Origin of the sequence: Polaromonas sp., from assembly GCF_018780625.1 — a bacterium.
Lineage (GTDB): Bacteria > Pseudomonadota > Gammaproteobacteria > Burkholderiales > Burkholderiaceae_C > Polaromonas.
On the sequence record NZ_JADMJK010000007.1, the window covers coordinates 1 to 19,542 of the forward strand.

19 protein-coding genes and 1 pseudogene are annotated in these 19,542 nt (G+C 61.0%); 6 read left to right on the top strand and 14 right to left on the bottom strand.

The genetic code is table 11. The features are described from left to right. From glmM to IV091_RS00580, 4 genes and pseudogenes are all read right to left on the bottom strand, one after another. Positions 1-625: pseudogene (gene glmM, locus IV091_RS00565) on the bottom strand (phosphoglucosamine mutase); the annotation flags it as partial. A 133-nt stretch (positions 626-758) separates the two neighbouring features. Continuing rightward, positions 759-1,592: a dihydropteroate synthase gene (gene folP / locus IV091_RS00570; protein ID WP_293463989.1), complete on the bottom strand. Its 834-nt coding sequence runs from the start codon at positions 1,590-1,592 to the stop codon at positions 759-761. Positions 1,593-1,705: 113 nt separating this feature from the next. Next, complete coding sequence (ftsH, locus tag IV091_RS00575) at positions 1,706-3,631, bottom strand: ATP-dependent zinc metalloprotease FtsH (RefSeq protein ID WP_293463991.1); 1,926 nt, start codon at positions 3,629-3,631, stop codon at positions 1,706-1,708. 142 nt (positions 3,632-3,773) lie between these two features. Then, a complete protein-coding gene (locus IV091_RS00580) occupies positions 3,774-4,520 on the bottom strand; it encodes an RlmE family RNA methyltransferase (protein ID WP_293463993.1) in 747 nt (248 codons plus the stop codon). Positions 4,521-4,562: 42 nt separating this feature from the next. Here IV091_RS00580 and IV091_RS00585 point away from each other — a divergent pair, with 42 nt between their 5' ends. From IV091_RS00585 to IV091_RS00595, 3 genes are all read left to right on the top strand, one after another. Beyond that, a complete protein-coding gene (locus IV091_RS00585; protein WP_293463995.1) occupies positions 4,563-5,036 on the top strand; it encodes a YhbY family RNA-binding protein in 474 nt (157 codons plus the stop codon). Between the two features lie 106 nt (positions 5,037-5,142). Continuing rightward, positions 5,143-7,200 carry a M3 family metallopeptidase gene (locus IV091_RS00590; protein WP_293463997.1) on the top strand — a complete coding sequence of 686 codons (2,058 nt, stop codon included), beginning with the start codon at positions 5,143-5,145 and terminating at the stop codon, positions 7,198-7,200. 39 nt (positions 7,201-7,239) lie between these two features. Beyond that, positions 7,240-7,899, top strand: a complete 660-nt coding sequence (locus tag IV091_RS00595) for a glutaredoxin domain-containing protein (protein WP_293463999.1) — start codon at positions 7,240-7,242, stop codon at positions 7,897-7,899. A gap of 220 nt (positions 7,900-8,119) precedes the next feature. Here IV091_RS00595 and rpiA read toward each other — a convergent pair whose 3' ends face one another. Beyond that, a complete protein-coding gene (gene rpiA / locus IV091_RS00600; RefSeq protein ID WP_293464001.1) occupies positions 8,120-8,791 on the bottom strand; it encodes a ribose-5-phosphate isomerase RpiA in 672 nt (223 codons plus the stop codon). A 112-nt stretch (positions 8,792-8,903) separates the two neighbouring features. Between rpiA and IV091_RS00605 the strand changes: the two genes are divergently transcribed. Both IV091_RS00605 and IV091_RS00610 read left to right on the top strand, forming a co-directional pair. Next, complete coding sequence (locus tag IV091_RS00605) at positions 8,904-9,965, top strand: quinone-dependent dihydroorotate dehydrogenase (protein WP_293464003.1); 1,062 nt, start codon at positions 8,904-8,906, stop codon at positions 9,963-9,965. Positions 9,966-10,130: 165 nt separating this feature from the next. After that, a complete protein-coding gene (locus tag IV091_RS00610; RefSeq protein ID WP_293464005.1) occupies positions 10,131-12,215 on the top strand; it encodes an NADPH-dependent 2,4-dienoyl-CoA reductase in 2,085 nt (694 codons plus the stop codon). A gap of 63 nt (positions 12,216-12,278) precedes the next feature. Here IV091_RS00610 and IV091_RS00615 read toward each other — a convergent pair whose 3' ends face one another. Then, complete coding sequence (locus IV091_RS00615; RefSeq protein WP_293464007.1) at positions 12,279-12,536, bottom strand: hypothetical protein; 258 nt, start codon at positions 12,534-12,536, stop codon at positions 12,279-12,281. A 75-nt stretch (positions 12,537-12,611) separates the two neighbouring features. Here IV091_RS00615 and IV091_RS00620 point away from each other — a divergent pair, with 75 nt between their 5' ends. Further along, on the top strand, positions 12,612-13,211 hold the full coding sequence (locus IV091_RS00620) for a 3'-5' exonuclease (RefSeq protein ID WP_293464009.1): 600 nt from the start codon (positions 12,612-12,614) through the stop codon (positions 13,209-13,211). Between the two features lie 30 nt (positions 13,212-13,241). Here the strand turns inward: IV091_RS00620 and dnaB are convergent, their stop codons facing one another. The 8 genes from dnaB to IV091_RS00660 form a co-directional block, all read right to left on the bottom strand. Then, positions 13,242-14,654, bottom strand: coding sequence for a replicative DNA helicase (gene dnaB / locus IV091_RS00625; RefSeq protein WP_293464011.1), 1,413 nt, complete (start codon positions 14,652-14,654; stop codon positions 13,242-13,244). Between the two features lie 220 nt (positions 14,655-14,874). Continuing rightward, a complete protein-coding gene (gene rplI, locus IV091_RS00630) occupies positions 14,875-15,327 on the bottom strand; it encodes a 50S ribosomal protein L9 (protein WP_293464013.1) in 453 nt (150 codons plus the stop codon). A gap of 11 nt (positions 15,328-15,338) precedes the next feature. After that, a complete protein-coding gene (gene rpsR, locus IV091_RS00635) occupies positions 15,339-15,623 on the bottom strand; it encodes a 30S ribosomal protein S18 (protein WP_011801778.1) in 285 nt (94 codons plus the stop codon). A gap of 10 nt (positions 15,624-15,633) precedes the next feature. Then, a complete protein-coding gene (gene priB / locus IV091_RS00640) occupies positions 15,634-15,942 on the bottom strand; it encodes a primosomal replication protein N (protein ID WP_293464023.1) in 309 nt (102 codons plus the stop codon). 56 nt (positions 15,943-15,998) lie between these two features. Then, complete coding sequence (gene rpsF, locus IV091_RS00645; protein ID WP_293464025.1) at positions 15,999-16,367, bottom strand: 30S ribosomal protein S6; 369 nt, start codon at positions 16,365-16,367, stop codon at positions 15,999-16,001. A 155-nt stretch (positions 16,368-16,522) separates the two neighbouring features. Beyond that, positions 16,523-18,634: a sodium:solute symporter family protein gene (locus IV091_RS00650; RefSeq protein ID WP_293464026.1), complete on the bottom strand. Its 2,112-nt coding sequence runs from the start codon at positions 18,632-18,634 to the stop codon at positions 16,523-16,525. A gap of 17 nt (positions 18,635-18,651) precedes the next feature. Next, complete coding sequence (locus tag IV091_RS00655) at positions 18,652-18,912, bottom strand: sodium/substrate symporter small subunit (protein ID WP_293464028.1); 261 nt, start codon at positions 18,910-18,912, stop codon at positions 18,652-18,654. After that, the gene (locus IV091_RS00660; RefSeq protein WP_293464030.1) at positions 18,899-19,540 is read right to left on the bottom strand and encodes a tetratricopeptide repeat protein; all 642 of its coding nucleotides are present in this window, start codon (positions 19,538-19,540) and stop codon (positions 18,899-18,901) included. The genes IV091_RS00655 and IV091_RS00660 overlap by 14 nt, the downstream gene beginning before the upstream one ends. Between the last annotated feature and the right edge of the window lie 2 nt (positions 19,541-19,542).

Genomic DNA, 19,542 nt, shown 5'->3' on the forward strand with positions numbered 1-19,542 from the left:
CGGGCTTGCAGCCGATGGCAATCACTTCGGCACCCAGTTCATGAAACACCATGGGTGCGATGTGATACGCAGCGCCGTTGGCGCCATCGACGACGATTTTCAGGCCCTTGAGCGTCAGGTCATGGGCAAATGTGCTCTTGCAAAATTCGGTGTAACGACCCGCAGCGTCCTCCAGGCGGCGCGTCTTTCCCAGCGAAGCCGAGTCCGCCCAGACCGGCGGCTCGTCCAGCGAAGCTTCCACCGCCAGCTCCCACTCATCATTGAGCTTGGTGCCCTGTGCACTGAAAAACTTGATACCGTTGTCGGCAAAGGGATTGTGACTGGCACTGATCACCACCCCCAGGCTGGCGCGCTGGGCCCGTGTGAGGTAGGCCACACCCGGCGTTGGCAGGGGCCCGAGCAACACGACATCCACGCCAGCCGAATTGAAACCGGACTCCAGCGCACTTTCCAGCATATAGCCCGAAATGCGGGTGTCCTTACCGATCAGCACGGTGGGGCGGGACTCGGACTTGCGAAGAACGCGGCCCACGGCGTGAGCGAGCTTCAGCACAAAGTCGGGCGTGATGGGCGGCTGACCGACCGTGCCGCGAATGCCATCAGTGCCAAAGTATTTTCTTGTCATGTGGATAAGCCCTGTGGGCTGGTTGTTCTTGGTGAGTAAAAAGGTTTGCCCGATTTTAGAAGCTTGCGCCGGCAGACACCACGCGGCAGGAATTGCGTTCTTGCGGCAGCGCAGTTGCTCCAGATCACTCAGTCTATCGCGCCGCAGTCCAGACCTTGAGGGCCTGCACCGTCTCGCGCACATCGTGAACACGCACGATGCGGGCTCCGCGCTCAACCGCCAGCAAAGCCGCCGCCACGCTGGGCACCATTCGATCCGCCATTTCCGCCGAGGCCACAGCCGCCAGGGACGACTTGCGCGACCAGGCCGCCAGCAACGGATAACCAGCCGCCAGGATTTCTTGCTGACGTGCCAGCAGCGAAAAATTCTGCGCTACGGTTTTCCCGAACCCTATGCCCACATCCAGCACGATTCGGCTCTTTTCCACGCCTGCATCTTCCAGGCTTTGCGCTGCCTGCGCCAGGAAAGACAGGACCTGCGGCACCACGTCGCCCTCCATTGGAGCCATCTGCATGGTTTCGGGCTCGCGGTGCATGTGCATCAGGCAAACCCCGCAAGCCGGATGAGCGGCTACCTGCTCCACAGCACCAGGCTGGCGCAGCGCCCAGATGTCGTTAATGATGTCTGCGCCCAGATCCAGCACCGCCTGCATCACCTCGGGCTTGTAGGTATCTACCGATATCGGTACGCCAAGCTTCACAGCATGACGCACGACAGGCAGAACACGCGCAAGTTCCTCCTCCAGCGGCACGGGTGGCGCCCCGGGACGCGTCGATTCGCCGCCGATATCGAGCAGGTCGGCGCCGTCCCCGAGCAGTTGTTCGCAGTGCGCAAACACACCCGAAAAACCACCGCCTGGCACAAAGTGCTTGCCGCCATCGGAAAAAGAGTCGGGTGTGACGTTGACAATGCCCATGACGCGCGGCGTGGACAAATCAATCTGAAAGCGCGATGTCTGCCAGATCACGGGGGGTCTTTTTTGTTGAATAGTCATCTCAAGCGGACAGCTTGCTGCCCCCAAAAAAGAAAACCGGGGACTCGCCCCGGTTTTCATGATTTAAAAGCTTTCCTGGCCAGTCTTCAGGCCGCCGTCGGTGCAGGCTCAGTGCTTACCGCTGGTGTACCGCCGCTGGGGCCATCGCTGCCACCACCGACGGAAGGATTGCGCGGCGTCCAGTCCTTGGGCGGACGCGGCTCCCTGCCGGCAATGATGTCATCGAGTTGCTCGACGTCAATAGTTTCCCACTCCAGCAGCGCCTTGGCCATGGCGTGGATCTTGTCCTTGTTGTCTTCGATCAGCTTGCGCGCCTGGGCGTATTGCTGGTCAATGATGCGGCGCACTTCCATGTCGACCTTTTGCATGGTGGACTCGCTCACATTGTTGGTCTTGGTGACCGAACGCCCCAGGAACACTTCGCCTTCGTTTTCAGCGTAAACCATGGGACCCAGGGCCTCGGACATGCCGTAGCGGGTGACCATGTCGCGGGCCAGTGCCGTGGCACGTTCAAAGTCGTTGCTCGCGCCCGTCGTCATCTGGTTCATGAAGACTTCTTCAGCAATACGGCCACCAAACAACATGCTGATCTGGCTGAGCATGTACTCTCGGTCATAGCTGTAGCGGTCTTGCGCCGGCAGGCTCATTGTGACGCCCAAGGCGCGGCCACGCGGGATGATGGTGACTTTATGCACCGGGTCGCACTTGGGCAGCAACTTGCCGAGCAGCGCATGACCGGACTCGTGGTAGGCGGTGTTCCTGCGCTCTTCTTCGGGCATGACCATGCTTTTACGCTCTGGGCCCATCAGGATCTTGTCTTTGGCTTTCTCAAAGTCCTGCATCTCGACCACACGAGCACTGCGGCGGGCAGCCATCAGTGCCGCTTCGTTGCACAGATTGGCAAGGTCAGCGCCCGACATGCCGGGCGTGCCGCGGGCAATGACGCTCGCATTGACGTCCTGGCCCAACGGAACCTTGCGCATGTGCACGTTCAAAATCTGCTCGCGGCCACGAATATCGGGCAGCGTCACGTACACCTGACGGTCAAAGCGGCCAGGGCGCAGCAAGGCGGCATCCAGAATGTCCGGACGATTGGTGGCAGCCACCACGATCACACCGACGTTGGTCTCAAAGCCGTCCATCTCGACCAGCATCTGGTTCAAGGTTTGCTCGCGCTCATCATTGCCGCCGCCCACGCCAGCGCCACGCTGACGGCCAACGGCGTCAATTTCATCAATGAAGATGATGCAAGGCGCATTTTTCTTGGCGTTTTCAAACATGTCACGCACGCGCGCAGCACCGACGCCAACAAACATTTCAACGAAATCGGAGCCGGAGATCGAGAAAAACGGCACTTTGGCTTCGCCCGCAATGCCCTTGGCAAGCAGCGTTTTACCAGTGCCCGGAGGGCCGACCAGCAGCAAACCGCGCGGAATGCGGCCGCCAAGCTTCTGAAAGCGCTGCGGATCTTTCAGGAAATCAACAACTTCCTTGACCTCTTCCTTGGCCTCGTCGCAGCCAGCCACGTCTGCAAAGGTCACGGGATTTGTGGACTCATCAAGCATGCGGGCCTTGGATTTACCAAAACTGAAAGCGCCGCCCTTGCCGCCACCCTGCATTTGCCGCATGAAATAAACCCATACGCCAATCAGCAGCAGCATGGGACCCCAACTGACCAGCAGCGTCATGAGCAACGAGCCCTCTTCGCGCGCTTTGACATCGAACTTGACATCGTTGGCGATCAGGTCGCCCACCAGGCCACGGTCGAGGTAGGTCGCCGTGGTTCGAACCTTGCGGTCGTCGGTGGTCACGGCCGATATTTCGGTGCCGCCCTGGCCTTCAGCGATCGTCGCGGTCTTGATTCGTTTGCCGCGTACTTCCTCCAGAAACTCGGAATAACCCAAGTAACTTGAACCCGCAGCGCCACGCGTATCAAATTGTTTGAAAACGGTGAACAGGACCATGGCTATGACCAGCCAGATTGCAATTTTTGGAAACCACTGATTGTTCAAGGACTACTCCGGTGTAAGAACAAAAGGCACATGCGCCCGATTTTAGGCGTTTCAAGGGTAAAAACGTCACGAAGCGCAATACGCCCCCTGACTTCAAGCGGATTTAGGCAATTTCTACCGTCTTGCGCTTCACGTTTGCGACTCAATCCGGCCTTTTAAGACCTCGCCCCACCAGAAAGGTTTCGGACGAATTGGACCTGGAGGCCTTTGGCTTCATGGGCTTGACCACCTTGAAGGTCGCGCGAAACAGTTTGACCAACTGGTCGTAGCCGCTTCCATGAAACAGCTTGACGACGAGCGCCCCCTCCGGTTTCATGTGCTTCTGGGCAAACTCTACCGCCAGCTCAACCAGATCGGTGATGCGGGCCGCATCAGCCGACTCAATGCCCGATAGATTGGGGGCCATGTCGGAAATAACAAGGTCCACCGCAACCGCCCTGGCGTCAGTGACCAGGGCTTGTTCCAGTTTTTGAAGCACTTCCAGCTCGCGAAAGTCGCCCTGGATAAAGACCACACCCTCAATGGGTTCCATGGGCAGCATGTCCAGTCCAATGATGCGGCCCTTGAGCTCACCGGCCGCAGCCCCGGCGGGCGAGAGTTTGCGGCGCACGTACTGACTCCAGGCGCCAGGCGTGCTGCCCAGGTCCACCACACAGTCGCCCGGCTTGATCAAGCCCAGCGTTTCATCCATTTCCTTCAGCTTGTAGGCGGCGCGGGCCCGGTAGCCCTCTCTTTTGGCAAGCTTTACATAGGGATCGTTAATGTGCTCGTGCAACCACGCCTTGTTGACCTTCTTGCCCTTGGGATTTGCCTTCCCCGCCAAGCTCGTGGCGGCTTTTGCACCCACCTTTACAGGGGCACTTGCATCTGACTTCGTATTTACTTTCATGCGCGCTATTGTCGTCTTACGGACTCCACCGATAATTGGGGCATGGCTCAAATACAACTTACCCCTGCCCAGCGCAAAGATCACCGCGCCGAAGCGCATCACCTCAACGCCGTCGTCATGATTGGCTCAGACGGTCTGACCGACGCGGTCAAGAAGGAAACTGACGCGGCCCTCAACGCGCACGGCCTGATTAAAGTCCGGGTCCAGTCCGACGATCGGGCCGGACGAGAACAGATTTTTCAAACCCTCGCCGACGAACTGAACGCCGCGCCCATCCAGCACATTGGCAAGCTGCTGGTGTTGTGGCGCCCTCTGCCGGAAAAAGAAAAGAAGGTCAGCGAAGACCGCATGCCCGGCCCGCGCGACATCAAGGTACTGAAAAACAGCTCACGCTACGGCCAGCGGCCCGAAGTCAAGACCCTGCGGGTGCTCGGCAACCAGCGCCTGACCCCGGGCGGCACCGTCAAGCGCGCCAAGCCCAAGCAACGCAGCGTCAAGAAGCGCTCGCAAGACTGAAGCGTTTGCCCGGCTTGTGCCGGCGCGTTTATTTTTCTGGCCAGCAAGGCGTCATCAGCAGGCCCTGGCTCTTTAGATTTTCTTCATCGGCCCACAGCTAGAAGTCATGACCAATCCACTCCTCGACTTTTCTGACCTTCCGCTGTTTGATCAAATCCTGCCTGAGCATGTTGGCCAGGCGCTGGACACCTTGATTATCAAGGCTGATGCCGCGCTCGAGCAGGTCACGGCGCCTGATTTTCCGGCCACCTGGGTCGACATTGCCCGCGTGCTCGATGTGGCTACTGAGAATCTGGGCCGGGCTTGGGGTGCCGTCAGCCATTTGAACAGCGTGGCCGACACGCCCGAGATGCGTGCGGCTTACAACACGGCACTGCCAGCGGTGACCGAGTTCTGGGCCCGACTGGGTGCCGACGAGCGCCTGTATGCCAAGTACAAAGCCATTGACGTGGCCAGCCTGAACACCGAGCAGCGCCAGGCCCACAAAAATGCCATCCGCAACTTTGTATTGTCAGGTGCTGAACTGATCGGCTCAGCCAAGGAACGTTTCGCCAAAATACAGGAACGCCAGGCGGAACTGAGCCAGAAGTTCAGCGAGAACGCGCTGGACGCCACCCAGGCCTTTGCCTACTACGCCACGGCAGAGGAAGTGGCCGGAATTCCCGAGGACGTCCTGCAAACTGCCCGGGAGCAAGCCGAGGCCGAGGGCAAGGCCGGCTACAAGCTCAGCCTGAAAATGCCGAGCTACCTGCCCGTCATGCAGTTTGCCGAAAGCAGCGCCTTGCGCGAAACCCTTTACCGGGCCTACACCACGCGCGCCAGCGACCAGGCCCCCGCAGAATTCAACCAGTACGACAACAGCGTCATCATTCGTGAAATTCTGGCGCTGCGGCTGGAAGAAGCCCAACTGCTGAGCTACCGTAATTTCGGCGAAGTGTCTGTGGTGGCCAAAATGGCCCAGTCGCCCGATGAAGTAAGTGCTTTTTTGCGCGATCTGGCCCAGCGCGCCCGCCCCTACGCCGAAAAAGACATCGCCGACCTGCGCGCCTTTGCGCTGGAAACGCTGAATCAGCCCGACCCCCAGCCTTGGGACTACGCCTACATTGGCGAAAAGCTCAAGGAGGCGCGCTACGCCTTCAGCGAACAAGAGGTCAAACAATACTTCACCGCCCCCAAAGTGCTGACGGGCCTTTTCAAAATTGTTGAAACCCTGTTTGAAGTCACCATTCGAGAGGACTCCGCACCGGTGTGGAAGCCCGGCGTGGGGTTCTATCGCATTGAACGCGACGGCCAACTGGTGGGCCAGTTCTACCTCGACCAGCCAGCCCGCACGGGCAAGCGTGGCGGCGCCTGGATGGACGACGTTCGCGCCCGCTGGCTGCGCCCCGACACGGGCGTGCTGCAAACGCCGGTGGCGCATCTGGTCTGCAATTTTGCCGAAGGTGTAGGCGGCAAACCAGCCTTGCTGACCCACGACGATGTCACCACGCTGTTTCATGAGTTCGGCCACGGCCTGCACCACATGCTCACGCAGGTGAATGAGCGCGATGTCTCGGGCATCAGCGGTGTGGAATGGGACGCTGTCGAGTTGCCCAGCCAGTTCATGGAAAACTTCTGCTGGGAATGGGACGTGCTTGAAAGCATGACCGCCCACGTCGACACCGGCGAGCCCCTGCCGCGCGCACTGTTTGAAAAAATGCTGGCGGCCAAGAACTTCCAGAGCGGCATGCAGACGCTGCGCCAGGTCGAGTTTTCACTGTTTGACATGCTCTTGCACACCTCGCACAATCCGGCCGACGATTTGATGGATCTGCTCAATGAAGTGCGCAAGGAAACGGCCGTGATTTCGGCCCCGGCCTACAGCCGCACCGCGCATACCTTCAGCCACATCTTTTCGGGCGGTTATGCCGCGGGCTACTACAGCTACAAATGGGCGGAAGTGCTGTCGGCCGACGCTTACGCGGCCTTTGAAGAAACGGCAGCTGCCGCGCAAAATGCCAGCGACGAACAAGGCAAAACGACAGTCACCGTGGAAACCGGCAGAAAATACCGGCAGGCCATCCTTGAGGCAGGCGGAAGCCGCCCCGCCATGGAGTCGTTCAAAGCCTTCAGGGGCCGCGAGCCATCCATTGATGCCTTGCTGCGCCATCAGGGAATGGCTTGAGCGTCTGAAAAGCCTGTGGTCAAGACAATTGGGGAAAGCATGAGTTCAAACGCTGTCAGATTTTCAGCCCTTGGTGCACTGCTCGTGTTGGCGGGCAGTTTCTTGTCGCCTGCAGTGCAGGCCCAGACGGTTTTCCGCATCGTGGGGCCGGATGGAAAGGTCACCTATTCGGACAAGCCGCCACCCTCAGCCGGCGAAACCAGGGGAACGTCGGCCAATGCCGGTCCTGCCTCAGCCGGCGCCTCGGCGGGCCTGCCTTATGCGTTGCGGCAAGTGGCCGCCAAATACCCGGTGACCCTGTACACCAGCGACAAGTGCGGGCCCTGCATTGCGGGCGTTTCCCTGCTGACCAGCCGTGGTGTCCCGTTCACTGAAAAAACGGTCACCACCAATGAGGACGCAGAGGCGCTGCAGCGACTGAGTGGCGACAATTCACTGCCTTTCATGACGATAGGAGGCCAGCAACTCAAGGGCTTCTCCGATGCCGAGTGGACGCAGTTCCTCAACGCGGCGGGCTACCCGGCGTCTTCCACATTGCCGCCCAGCTACCGCCGGCCGGCCCCTGCGCCGCTGGTACGTGTCGCTGAAGCGCCCGCCAGATCCGCCGAAGGGTCAGCGCCAGCCGCCGCCCAGCCAAATCCACGCCCGGCCCCGCAGGTCACACCGCCGGCGACCAACCCGGCGGGAATTCGGTTCTAACCTGCCTTTTGAGGGTTGCACGGCCAAGCTTGCGACGCCGGGGCCCTTGACTGCGCCCGTGGGGAGCTTCTCCCCTGGCAACGGCCGGCCAGCATGAATTTCAGCCGAAAGCGCCTAAGCCACCTGCTCGGCCAGTTGCACGCCAGGGGTAAGGGACTGAAAACGCAGGGTCATGACGATGCAGGCATTTGCCCTGCATCGGTGCGGCGTGCAGCCCGCGTCAAAACGACAGGGTCCTGACGCCGGTTGCAGTCCCCAGCAAACACACGTGGGCCTTCTGAAATGCAAACACCCCCACCGTCACCACGCCCGGCCACTGGTTGACCTGGGACTCAAACCCGAGCGGATCGCTGATCTTCAGGCCGGTCACGTCCAGAATATGCTGGCCGTTGTCGGTGACCAAGGGCTTGCCCTCCTTGAGTCGCAAGGTCACCGTGCCGCCCAGGGCCGCAAACTGGCGCGCAATGCGTTTTTCAGCCATGGGAATCACCTCCACCGGCACAGGGAAATTTCCCAGCGTCTGCACCAGCTTGGACTCGTCCGCAATGCAGACAAACTGGCGCGACTGGGCCGCCACGATTTTTTCCCGCGTCAGGGCCGCGCCGCCGCCCTTGATCATGTAGCCCGCGTGGTCGATCTCGTCCGCGCCGTCGATATACACCGCCAGTTCATCGACTTCGGTGGCGTCAAACACCTTGATGCCCAGCGCGTGCAGGCGTTCGGTGGAAGCCACTGAACTCGACACCGCGCCGGCAATGCGGTCTTTCATGGTCGCCAGCGCGTCGATGAATTTGTTGACCGTGGAGCCAGTGCCGACACCGACAATGCTGCCGTCTTGCACGTAATGCAGGGCCGCCTGGCCGACCAGTGTTTTGAGTTCGTCTTGCGTCATGTTGGGTTTACCGGGAAGTGAAGTTGTTTTTGCGACAATCAAAGCTTATGTCTTGCGGGCTCAAGCGCCTGCCCAAGCCGCACCATCCATAGCCATTTTCCCGAATTATCCAATGTCCCTGCTCCCCTACGCCCTTGCCCGTCCCTTTTTATTCGGGCTTGACCCCGAAACCGCCCACGAACTGACCATGGCGTCGCTGGCGCGGACCCAGGGCACGCCGCTTTCAGCCCTCTATTGCAGCAGCAAGGTGAGCGACCCGATCGAGCTGGCCGGGCTGAAGTTCCCCAACCGCGTGGGCCTGGCAGCGGGCCTGGACAAGAATGCCCGCTGCATTGACGGCCTGGCCGCCATGGGATTTGGCTTTGTCGAGGTCGGCACCGTCACGCCCAAGGCCCAGCCCGGTAACCCCAAGCCGCGCATGTTCCGCCTGCCCGAAGCCCATGCGCTGATCAACCGCCTGGGCTTCAACAATGACGGGCTGGACGCCTTTCTCGCCAACGTGCAGAAGTCCAGCGTGCGCAAGCAAGGTGCAAAAAGTACCTTGCTGCTCGGCTTGAACATCGGCAAGAACGCTGCCACGCCGATTGAAAACGCGGTGGACGACTACCTGATCTGCCTGGACGGCGTCTACCCGCATGCCGACTACGTGACCGTCAACATTTCCAGCCCCAACACCAAGAACCTGCGCGCGCTGCAAAGCGACGAGGCGCTGGAAGCGTTGCTGGGCCGCATTGCCGAACGACGCGAAGCCCTGGCCAGCCAGTACGGCAAACGCGTGCCGATCTTCGTGAAGATCGCGCCCGATCTCGATGATGCCCAGATCGAGGTGATTGCCGCCACGCTCCAGCGCCACGCCATGGACGGCGTGGTGGCCACCAACACCACCCTGAGCCGCGACGCCGTCAAGGGCCTGCGCCATGCCGAGGAAGCCGGGGGCCTGAGCGGCGCGCCCGTGCTGGAAGCCAGCAACCGGGTAATTCGCCAGCTGCGCGCGGCATTGGGAAAAGACTTTCCCATCATTGGCGTGGGCGGTGTGATGAGCGGTGCGGACGCGGTGTCCAAAATCAAGGCTGGCGCCGACGTGGTGCAGATTTATACCGGCCTGATCTACAAAGGCCCGGCCCTGGTGGCCGAAGCCGCAAATGCGATAAAAAAGTGCATCAAGCCCAATTGATACGTTGACTTTTAGCTATTATTTTTATAGCTAATTTATAGACCATCAGGCTTTTCGGGGTTTGCCTGCAGGCGCAGCAAGGCCTGTCGCCCAGGTTGCCGCACGCGGCGTTAAACGCCGTTGGCTGCCGCTACCATGCAGGCAACCCTGACCCGGAGACTGCACTTGGCCACCACGACTTCTTCCCCTGCCCTTCCCTATCCGCACCTGCTGGCGCCGCTGGACCTGGGCTTCACCACCCTGAAAAACCGGGTGCTGATGGGCAGCATGCACACCGGACTGGAAGACGGGCGCAAGCACTTTCCGGCCATGGCCGCCTATTTTGCGGAGCGGGCGCGCGGCGGCGTGGGGCTGATGGTCACGGGCGGCTTTGCGCCCAACATTGCGGGCTGGACCAAACCCTTTGCCGGCATGCTGGCCACCTCGGGCGCCGCGCGGCGGCACCGCCAGGTCACCGATGCGGTGCATGCCGAGGGCGGCAAGATCGCGCTGCAGATCTTGCACACCGGCCGCTACGGCTACCACCCGCTGTGCGTCGCGCCTTCCCGCATCCAGAGCCCGATTTCGCCCTTCACGCCGCGCGAATTGAGCGCGGCCGGCATCGAGCGCCAGATCCGCGCCTTCGTCCGCTGCGCCCAACTGGCGCGGGAAGCCGGCTACGACGGCGTCGAGATCATGGGCAGCGAAGGCTACCTGATCAACCAGTTCCTGGTGACACACACCAACCAGCGCAGCGACGACTGGGGCGGCAGCTACGCCAACCGCATGCGCCTGGCGGTCGAGATCGTGCGGCGCACGCGCGAAGCGGTCGGGCCCGACTTCATCCTGATCTACCGCCTGTCGCTGATCGACCTGATCCCGGACGGCAGCAGCTGGATGGAGGTCGTGCTGCTCGCCAAGGCCGTCGAAGCGGCCGGCGCCACGCTGATCAACAGCGGCATCGGCTGGCACGAGGCCCGCGTGCCGACGATTGCCACCTCGGTGCCGCGCGGCGCCTTCACCTGGGTCACCAAGAAGCTGCGCACCGAACTGCGCGTGGCCGGGCTGACGATCCCCGTCATCACCAGCAACCGACTCAACACGCCCGAAATCGCCGAGCAGGTGCTGGCCGACGGCAGCGCCGACATGGTCAGCTTGGCCCGCCCCTTCCTGGCCGACCCCGAATTCGTCAACAAGGCCGCCCAGGGCCGCAGCCGCGAGATCAACACCTGCATCGCCTGCAACCAGGCCTGCCTGGACCACGCCTTCAAGGGCAAGCTGGCGAGTTGCCTGGTCAACCCGCGCGCCGGGCACGAACTGGAGCTCGTCATCCGCATCGCCCCCGCCCGCAAGCGCGTGGCCGTGGTGGGCGCCGGCCCGGCCGGCTTGGCCGCCGCCACCACGCTGGCCGAGCGCGGCCACGACGTGACGCTGTTTGATGCGGCCGGGGAGATTGGCGGCCAGTTCAACCTGGCCAGGCGCGTGCCGGGCAAGGAAGAGTTTTCAGAAACGCTGCGCTACTTCAGCCAGCGCATCGACAAGGCAGGCGTCCGGCTGCGCCTGAACACGCGCATCGAGGCCGCCGACCTGCTGGCTCAAAAGTTTGACGAGGTGGTTCTGGCCACCGGCGTCAAACCCCGGGACCCGCGCATTCCGGGCCAGGACCACCCCAAGGTGCTGCGCTACATCGACGTGCTGCTGGGCCGCCAGTCGGTCGGCCCGCGCGTGGCGCTGATAGGCGCCGGCGGCATCGGCTTTGACGTGGCCGAGTTTCTGGTCACCCAGCCCGGCCATTCCACCGCGCTCGACTTGCCCGCCTGGCTGGCCGAATGGGGCGTGACAGACCCCGGCCTGGTGCGCGGCGGCGTGGTCAAGCCCCACAGCACCCCGGCCGCGCGGCACATCACGCTGCTGCAGCGCAAGCCCGGCAAAATGGGCGCGGGCCTGGGCAAAACCACTGGATGGATTCACCGGGCGGCGCTGAAGATGAAAAACGTGGAAATGCTGTCGGGCGTGAACTACGAACGTATCGGCGAAGACGGCTCAGGCCTGGGCCTTTTCATCACCTTTGGCGGCAAACGCCAGGACGGCGCGGTACTGCGCGTGGACAACATCGTGCTGTGCGCGGGCCAGGAACCCTTGCGGGAACTGCTGGCGCCGCTTCAGGCCGCTGGCGTCAGGACGCACCTGATTGGCGGCGCCGACGAAGCCAGCGAGCTTGATGCCAAGCGTGCGATTGACCAGGGAACGCGGCTGGCGGCAAGGCTTTAACTTGCTACTTTATAAATAGCGACCCAAGCCCGTTAAATATCGGAAAAAACCCATTTCAATACCTCAATCCGGTACAAACTCAGCCTTGAACTTGACCTCGTCTTCAGGCAGTTCCAGCGTGACCAGTTGCCCCATTTTTCGGTCTGACAGCCGGCACGCGGCAAACAGGCTGTAGTGGCCCTTGAAGTTGTAGCTTTCCAGGTCAATCAGCATGTAGGGGTAAGGCAAAAACACCTCGTGCATGAAAACAGTCCGGTGCCGGTTGCGCGGCGAAGGGTACAGCAGGTGCCGGTCGGTGGTGATGCTTTTTGCGGTGGCCATGGGCTTTCAACGGTCGGGTGGATGCTGCAGCAAGGCGCTGTAAGCTCTATCTTCTATTTTGATGCATGGAACCCTATGACAGAGCGCCATTTAACCCCCGGCAAGGAAGAGATTGAACTGCTTGAGCCCTTTGAGCGCCTGGCCCTGGCGCAAATCGAGCTGATCTCAACGCCGCAGCAAGCCGGCAGCGCGCTGGAGGAACTGGCCGGCGCCACGGCGCTGGGGTTCGACACCGAGTCCAAGCCCACCTTCGCCAAGAATGAAGCCTCCCTGGGCCCCCACATCGTGCAGCTGTCGACGCTGCACAAGGGCTATATCTTCCAGCTGGAGGACGCAGCGTGCCGCCGCGCCGTGGCGGTGTTGCTTGAATCGAAAATTGTCATCAAGGCCGGCTTTGGCCTGGGCGACGACCGCAGGCGCATCATCAGCAAACTGGGCGTGGACCCGCAGGGTGTGCTGGACCTGAACAGCGTGTTCCGGGAACGCGGCTACCGCAAGGACATGGGCGTGCGCGGCGCGGTGGCGGTACTGTTCAACAAGCGCTTCATCAAGTCCAGAAAAGCCACGACGTCCAACTGGGCCAACCTGCGGCTGACAGAAGCCCAGCTGATCTATGCCGCCAACGATGCGTATGCGGCGCTCAGGGTGTTTGAGGCGCTGGGCCTTACGCGCTGAACAAGGCATGGACGGCGGCGCGCCAGCGGCTCAATAATCGCCGCCGGAGCCGCTCGCCAGGCTCTCGAACTTGGTGATGCGATTCAGGAATGCCAGCTTCACCGTTCCGGTCGGGCCATTACGCTGCTTGCTGATGATGACCTCGGCCACGCCGGGCTCCTTGCAGGCTTCCTTGGTGTAGTACTCGTCGCGGTAAATGAACATGATGATGTCGGCATCCTGCTCGATGGCGCCGGATTCGCGCAGGTCGCTCATCATCGGGCGCTTGTCGGTACGGGACTCGACGCCGCGGCTGAGCTGGGACAGCGCGATCACGGGGCACTGGAGCTCTTTGGCGAGCGACTTCAGGCCGCGCGAGATCTCGCCAACGGCCGTGGCGCGGTTTTCGTCGTTCATGCTGGTCGACACGCTCATGAGCTGCAGGTAGTCGACCACGATCAGGCCGAGCTTGCCACACTGGCGCGCCAGGCGCCTGGCATTGGCGCGCAACTCGCTGACGGTGAGGCCCGCAGTCTCGTCGATGTGCAGCGAGATGGTGCGAAGCTTTTCAATCGCCTCGGTCAGGCGCGGCCATTCCTCGTCGGTCAGCTTGCCGGTCCGCAGATGGGTCTGGTCAATGCGGCCGATTGAGCCGACGATACGCACCGCCAATTGGGAGGCGCCCATTTCCATTGAAAACACGGCCACCGGCAGGCCTTCGTTCAGGGCCACATGTTCGGCGATGTTGATGGCGAGTGCGGTTTTTCCCATGGACGGTCGGGCCGCCAGAATGACCAGGTCGCCAGCCTGAAAGCCGGAGGTCATGCGGTCCAGGTCGTAAAAACCGGTGGGCACGCCGGTGACGTCGTTGGGGTTTTCCGCCATCTCGGTGACCCGGTCCAGCAGGTCGACCACCAGCGTGTCCATGCTCTGAAAACCCTGCATCGCGCGGGAACCCTGCTCGCCGATGTTGAAGATCTTCTGTTCAGCTTCGTCCAGGATGGTCGAAACGGCCTTGCCTTGCGGCGCAAAGGCCGCGGTCGCAATTTCGTCGGAGGCAGAGACCAGCTTGCGCAAGATGGAGCGCTCCCGAACAATTTCGGCGTAGCGGCGAATATTGGCGGCGCTGGGCACGTACTGGGCCAGCGCATTGAGGTAGCTCAGCCCCCCGACTTCCTCGGCCTTGCCGTGGTTTTGCAGGTGCTCGTACACCGTGATGATGTCGGCCGGCTTGGAGCCGTTGATCAGCGTGCCCACGGCGGCGTAGATCAGCTGGTGCTCGTGGCGATAAAAGTCCTGGTCGCTTAGCAGGTCGCCCACGCGGTCCCAGGCGCCGTTGTCCAGCAGCAAGCCGCCGAGCACGCTGGATTCCCCCTCGATCGAGTGCGGCGGAATGCGCAACTGGGCAATCTGGCGGTCACCGCCGTAGCGGGGATCTTCATAGGGAGAAAGTACGGCAGACATGGGCATCCTTAGGGGAACGGTAAATGGTACGCCGGGACCATTGGAGGGCGGTGGATAAGCCTGTGGACAAGCGGGGGAAATTCGGTGGAAATTAGGCTTGAAGTTGTGCACAAGGCCATTCCCCCTGGCGCCAGGCCCGGCAGGCCGCTGCGCCCGCTCCAAAGCCGCCAAGCAAAAAGCCGCTCCGAGGAGCGGCTTTCACGGACAGCGCGGTGTCAGTTTAGGCGGTTTCGCCGTAGACCGTGACCGTGATGTCCACCAGCACGTCGGTATGCAGTGACACGCTGACGGAGTGGTCGCCCACGGTTTTCAGCGGGCCATTGGGCATACGGATTTGCGACTTGGTCACGGCAAAACCTTGCTTGGTGACTTCTTGCGCGATGTCGGCGTTGGTGACGGAGCCAAACAGGCGACCATCGACACCGGCTTTTTGCGTGAGCTTGACGGTGGTACCGCCGAGCTTTGCGCCTTGAGCTTGCATCTCGGCCAGCTTTGCAGCAGCGGCTTTTTCAAGATCAGCGCGTTTGACTTCGAATTCCTTGATGGCCACTGCCGTGGCGCGACGGGCGCGGCCGGAAGGGATCAGGAAGTTGCGTGCGTAGCCGTCTTTAACTTTGACGACTTCGCCCAGGTTGCCCAGGTTCACGACTTTGTCGAGCAGAATAATTTGCATGGTCGTGCTCCTTACAGGCTACGGTGCTGGTCGCTGTAAGGCAGCATCGCGAGGAAGCGAGCGCGCTTGACAGCGGTGTTGATCTGGCGCTGGAAAATCGCCCGGGTGCCGGTCAGGCGTGCGGGAATGATTTTTCCGTTTTCGGAGACAAAGTCGCGCAGGGTGTCGATGTCTTTGTAGTCGATTTCTTCAACGCCAGCGGCTGTGAAGCGGCAAAAACGCTTGCGCTTGAACAGCAGGGATTGGGTATTGCGCTTTGGGCGCTTGTCTTTATTGAAACGTTTTGGTCCGGCCATGATGGACTCCTTAAATGGGGTTCAGTACTTGTTCGAAAATTTCGAAAGCTTGAATATGAAAAACAACGCTCTTGCTGGTGCGCGCATTGATGAGAAACCCCGTGAACCTGAAAGCTTTACCCAAGGTGAGCCTGACTGTTTGTTCAGCCAGCGTTCCAAAGGCAACCGCTTTAAGCGTCAATTTGACCTGCCTGGCAACACCTGATTCAAGGATTTCAGACTCGTGTTCGAGAATGAAATTGATCGCAGGGATTCCAGCGGGCGTGTAGCGCAGCGGGCTTAGCTCGGCGATACAGGCGGTCAGTTCAACATGGTTCACTGCAAATTAAACTTTTCTTGGCGGCGCAGCAGTGATTCGTTCAACGGCAACGCAGCTTATTGGGCGGCGTATTCTGCCTGTTGGGTTTTACGGGCTTCTTCCCTCTCGACGTTGCGCATCATGAGGGACGGGCCGGTTTCAGCCTTTTTCTTGACCACGGTCAGGTGGCGCAGCACGGCATCGTTGAACTTGAACGCGTGTTCAATTTCTTCCATCACGGCCTGGCTGGCTTCGATGTTGATGCAGATGTAGTGGGCTTTAGCCAGTTTCTGGATCAGGTATACCAGCTGGCGGCGGCCCCAATCCTCGACACGGTGCACAACACCACCGCCGGCGGTAATCATGCCCTTGTAACGTTCCAGCATGGCTGGGACTTGCTCGCTTTGATCCGGGTGAATCAGCAAGACGATCTCGTAGTGACGCATAAAATCTCCTTGTGGATGAATGAAAACTGCCCCAGCGTCGTTAAGGGTGCAGCAAGGCGAAGCCCATGATTATAGCCCGGCGCAAGCCAGGCTCGACAAACGGCTCCGTCTAATCGGCCATTGGGCCGCGTTGACGCGCCATTTGCACACGGCGGTTACAGGCTTTTGAGGTCGGGGTAGCGGATGTATTCGACCAGTTCCTGAACTTTTTGACTCGGTGGCGGCGTGACCAGGCTGACCAGCACGATCACGGCAAAACCCACCGGCACACCAAAAAGACCTGCGGAAATGGGATCAATCCCCCACCACAGTTCAATTGGCGATGTGATGCTGAAAATGCCGCGCAGCCAGGGCTGGGTGGTGACCATGTAGTACGAGGTCACGCACAAACCCGAAACCATGCCCAGCACAGCCGCACTGCCGGTGGCGCGCTTCCAGAAGATACCCAGACTCAGGGCCGGAAAAAATGAAGCCGCCGCAAAAGAAAAAGCCGCCGAGACCAAAAACAGGATGTCCGCGGGTTTTTGCGCCGCCACATAGGCCGCAAACAAGGCCACGATGAGCAGCAGAATTTTGGACACCGTCACCCGGCTTACGGTCGATGCATTGGGATCAATCATCTTGTAATACAGGTCATGCCCCAGCGCATTGGCAATGGTCAGCAGCAAGCCGTCAGCGGTAGAAAGCGCCGCCGCCAACCCGCCTGCAGCGACCAGCCCCGAAATCACGTAGGGCAGGCCTGCCAGCTCGGGCGTGAGCAGCACGATGATGTCGCCGCCTATCGTCATTTCGTTGAGTTGCAGGACGTTGTCCTTGTTGACATCGGCCACCGACAGCAGCGCCGGGTCTATCTTGCTCCAGGCGCTGACCCACTCCGGCAGCTGATCAAACGACGTTCCGACCAGCACCGTGAATATCTCGTACTTGACCAGCACGGCCAGCGCGGGGGCGGTGAAGTACAGCAGGAAAATGAAAAATAGCGACCAGGTGACGGATTGACGCGCTTCCCGAACGCTGGGGACGGTGTAGTAACGCATCAAAATGTGCGGCAAGGCCGAGGTGCCCACCATGAGACAGAAGATCAGCGCCAGGAAATTCCGGCGCGAGGTGTCGTAAAGCGTCTTTTCCTGGGGCGACCCTTCTGGATCACCCGAAAACTGGGCGGCATGGGCCGGCATGCCATTGAGCGGCTGGGTTTTGACGTCCGCCGTTGCCTTGGCGGCAGTCCAGGCGCGCTGGGCGGCCGCCTCGTCCTTGGGCAGGCTGGCGAGCAATTTGCCGACAGTGGAAATTTCTGCGACCGAGGCATTGCCACCTTTCAGGGCTTCCATCTTCTTGGTGGCGGCCTGCTTGTCCGCAATCAGGGACGCGGCCGGATTCGCCAGTTTTTCCGCCAGCGCATCGGATCGCTGCTTGAATATGGCGCGAACCTCCAGCTCCTTGGGATCCACGGCCAGTTCTTTTTCTTTGGCGGTGACCTTCTCGAGCTGAAAACCATAGACCAGCTGCGGCACCGGGATGCCGGTCTGCTTGACCGACAACCAGACCACAGGAATCATGTAAGCGGCCACCAGAATGATGTACTGGGCCACCTGGGTCCAGGTCACGGCCCGCATGCCGCCCAAAAAGGAGCACACCAAAATACCGCCCAGGCCCAGGAATATTCCCAACTCAAAGGCGATGCCCGTGAGGTAGGAGGTGATCAGGCCGACGCCGTAAATCTGGGCCACCAGGTAGGTAAATGAGCACAGGATGGCCGCGCCCAAACCAATCAGCCGCGGAAGGTTCCCGCCGTAGCGTTCGCCCAGAAAATCAGGAATGGTGAACTGGCCAAACTTGCGCAGGTAAGGGGCCAGCACCAGGGCGACCAGGCAATACCCACCGGTCCAGCCCATGACAAAGGCCAGGCCGCTGTAGCCCGTGAGGTAGAGCGTTCCGGCCAGGCCAATGAAGGAGGCGGCCGACATCCAGTCGGCGCCTATGGCCATGCCGTTGTAGACCGCCGGTACGCTGCGGCCCGCGACGTAATACTCGGTGGCATTGGTCGTGCGGCTGATGACGCCTATGGCCGCGTAAATGCCGATGGTTACCGCCAGGAAGGAAAAGCCTATCCACATGCGCGGCAGGCCCAGTTGCTCCAGGCCGGCAAGCAGGGCTACAAAAAGCACCAGGCCGGCGGTGTACCAAAGGTAGACGCGGTGCAGCCGGGCCTTGAACCGTTGCTGTGAAAGCATGGCGCCTTCGGCTTCGCCGAAAAACCCGGCCATTAGAAACAGCCCGTCATTCAGTCCACCCCGTCTGCCACGTCATGCGCAATGTCAAGACGGTTCATATACCAGGCGTAAAAACCAACGATCAGGCAATACACCAGCAAGGCGCCCTGCGCGCCCATCCAGAAGCTGAAAGACCAGCCAAAAAAGGAAAAACTCAGTGCGCGTGCGAAGTAGCTCACGCCAAACGTGGTGGCGAACCAGACCAGCAACAGCAATGCGGTCACGACAAGGTTCTTGCGCCAGTAGCGGCGATGGTTGTCAGTGCGCTGCATGGTGCCCCGCGCTGACGGCAACCAGAGGGACCGGGGAGCCAGGGGAACCCGGGGGACTTTCCAGTCCATTTTCGCGTTCCAGCTGAGCCGCCACCCGGGGCTCAAAACGACGCAGATGCGCAATGATGGTTCGGGCTTTTTCCGGCTGCCCCAACGCCAGCCAGACCTGCGCCAGCCGATACCATCCGTAAGGGCTCATGGGCTGCAGGGCCGTGTTCCTTTTCAGCGCTTGCACCGATTCAAGAAACTGGCGCTGGTGAATCAGCACCAGCGCCAGGCCATACCAAGCCCGGTCCAGTGCGGGTTCAAGCGCCAGGGCGCTGCGAAACGCCAGGCCGGCCTCGTCATGGCGCCCGGCTTGCTGCAACACATAACCCAGGTTGAACCACGCCGCCGCCTCTTGCTGCGCGGAACCCTTGACGCGGGTGAGCTGCCGCAAGCTCGCTATGGCCGCATCCAGGCAATGGAGCTGGACCTGCACATGGGCCTGGCTGGCCAGCGCATAACGATCGCCAGGCCGGCGACCAAGCATGAGCCCAAACCTGCGCAATGCGCCATGCCGCCGCCCCAGGGCCAGCAACAGCACGGCTTGCGCCTTTAACGCGTAGTAGTGGAAATCAAGGGGCAACG

Excerpts from the sequence above, each read along its gene's own strand:
- IV091_RS00650 (WP_293464026.1), bottom strand. The coding sequence starts at position 18,634 with ATGGCCGGGTTTTTCGGCGAAGCCGAAGGCGCCATGCTTTCACAGCAA.
- IV091_RS00655 (WP_293464028.1), bottom strand. The coding sequence starts at position 18,912 with ATGCAGCGCACTGACAACCATCGCCGCTACTGGCGCAAGAACCTTGTC.
- rplI (WP_293464013.1), bottom strand. The coding sequence starts at position 15,327 with ATGCAAATTATTCTGCTCGACAAAGTCGTGAACCTGGGCAACCTGGGC.
- IV091_RS00620 (WP_293464009.1), top strand. The coding sequence starts at position 12,612 with ATGACAGAGCGCCATTTAACCCCCGGCAAGGAAGAGATTGAACTGCTT.
- IV091_RS00580 (WP_293463993.1), bottom strand. The coding sequence starts at position 4,520 with ATGAAAGTAAATACGAAGTCAGATGCAAGTGCCCCTGTAAAGGTGGGT.
- IV091_RS00585 (WP_293463995.1), top strand. The coding sequence starts at position 4,563 with ATGGCTCAAATACAACTTACCCCTGCCCAGCGCAAAGATCACCGCGCC.
- rpsR (WP_011801778.1), bottom strand. The coding sequence starts at position 15,623 with ATGGCCGGACCAAAACGTTTCAATAAAGACAAGCGCCCAAAGCGCAAT.
- rpiA (WP_293464001.1), bottom strand. The coding sequence starts at position 8,791 with ATGACGCAAGACGAACTCAAAACACTGGTCGGCCAGGCGGCCCTGCAT.
- IV091_RS00605 (WP_293464003.1), top strand. The coding sequence starts at position 8,904 with ATGTCCCTGCTCCCCTACGCCCTTGCCCGTCCCTTTTTATTCGGGCTT.
- rpsF (WP_293464025.1), bottom strand. The coding sequence starts at position 16,367 with ATGCGTCACTACGAGATCGTCTTGCTGATTCACCCGGATCAAAGCGAG.
- IV091_RS00590 (WP_293463997.1), top strand. The coding sequence starts at position 5,143 with ATGACCAATCCACTCCTCGACTTTTCTGACCTTCCGCTGTTTGATCAA.
- IV091_RS00615 (WP_293464007.1), bottom strand. The coding sequence starts at position 12,536 with ATGGCCACCGCAAAAAGCATCACCACCGACCGGCACCTGCTGTACCCT.
- IV091_RS00595 (WP_293463999.1), top strand. The coding sequence starts at position 7,240 with ATGAGTTCAAACGCTGTCAGATTTTCAGCCCTTGGTGCACTGCTCGTG.
- dnaB (WP_293464011.1), bottom strand. The coding sequence starts at position 14,654 with ATGTCTGCCGTACTTTCTCCCTATGAAGATCCCCGCTACGGCGGTGAC.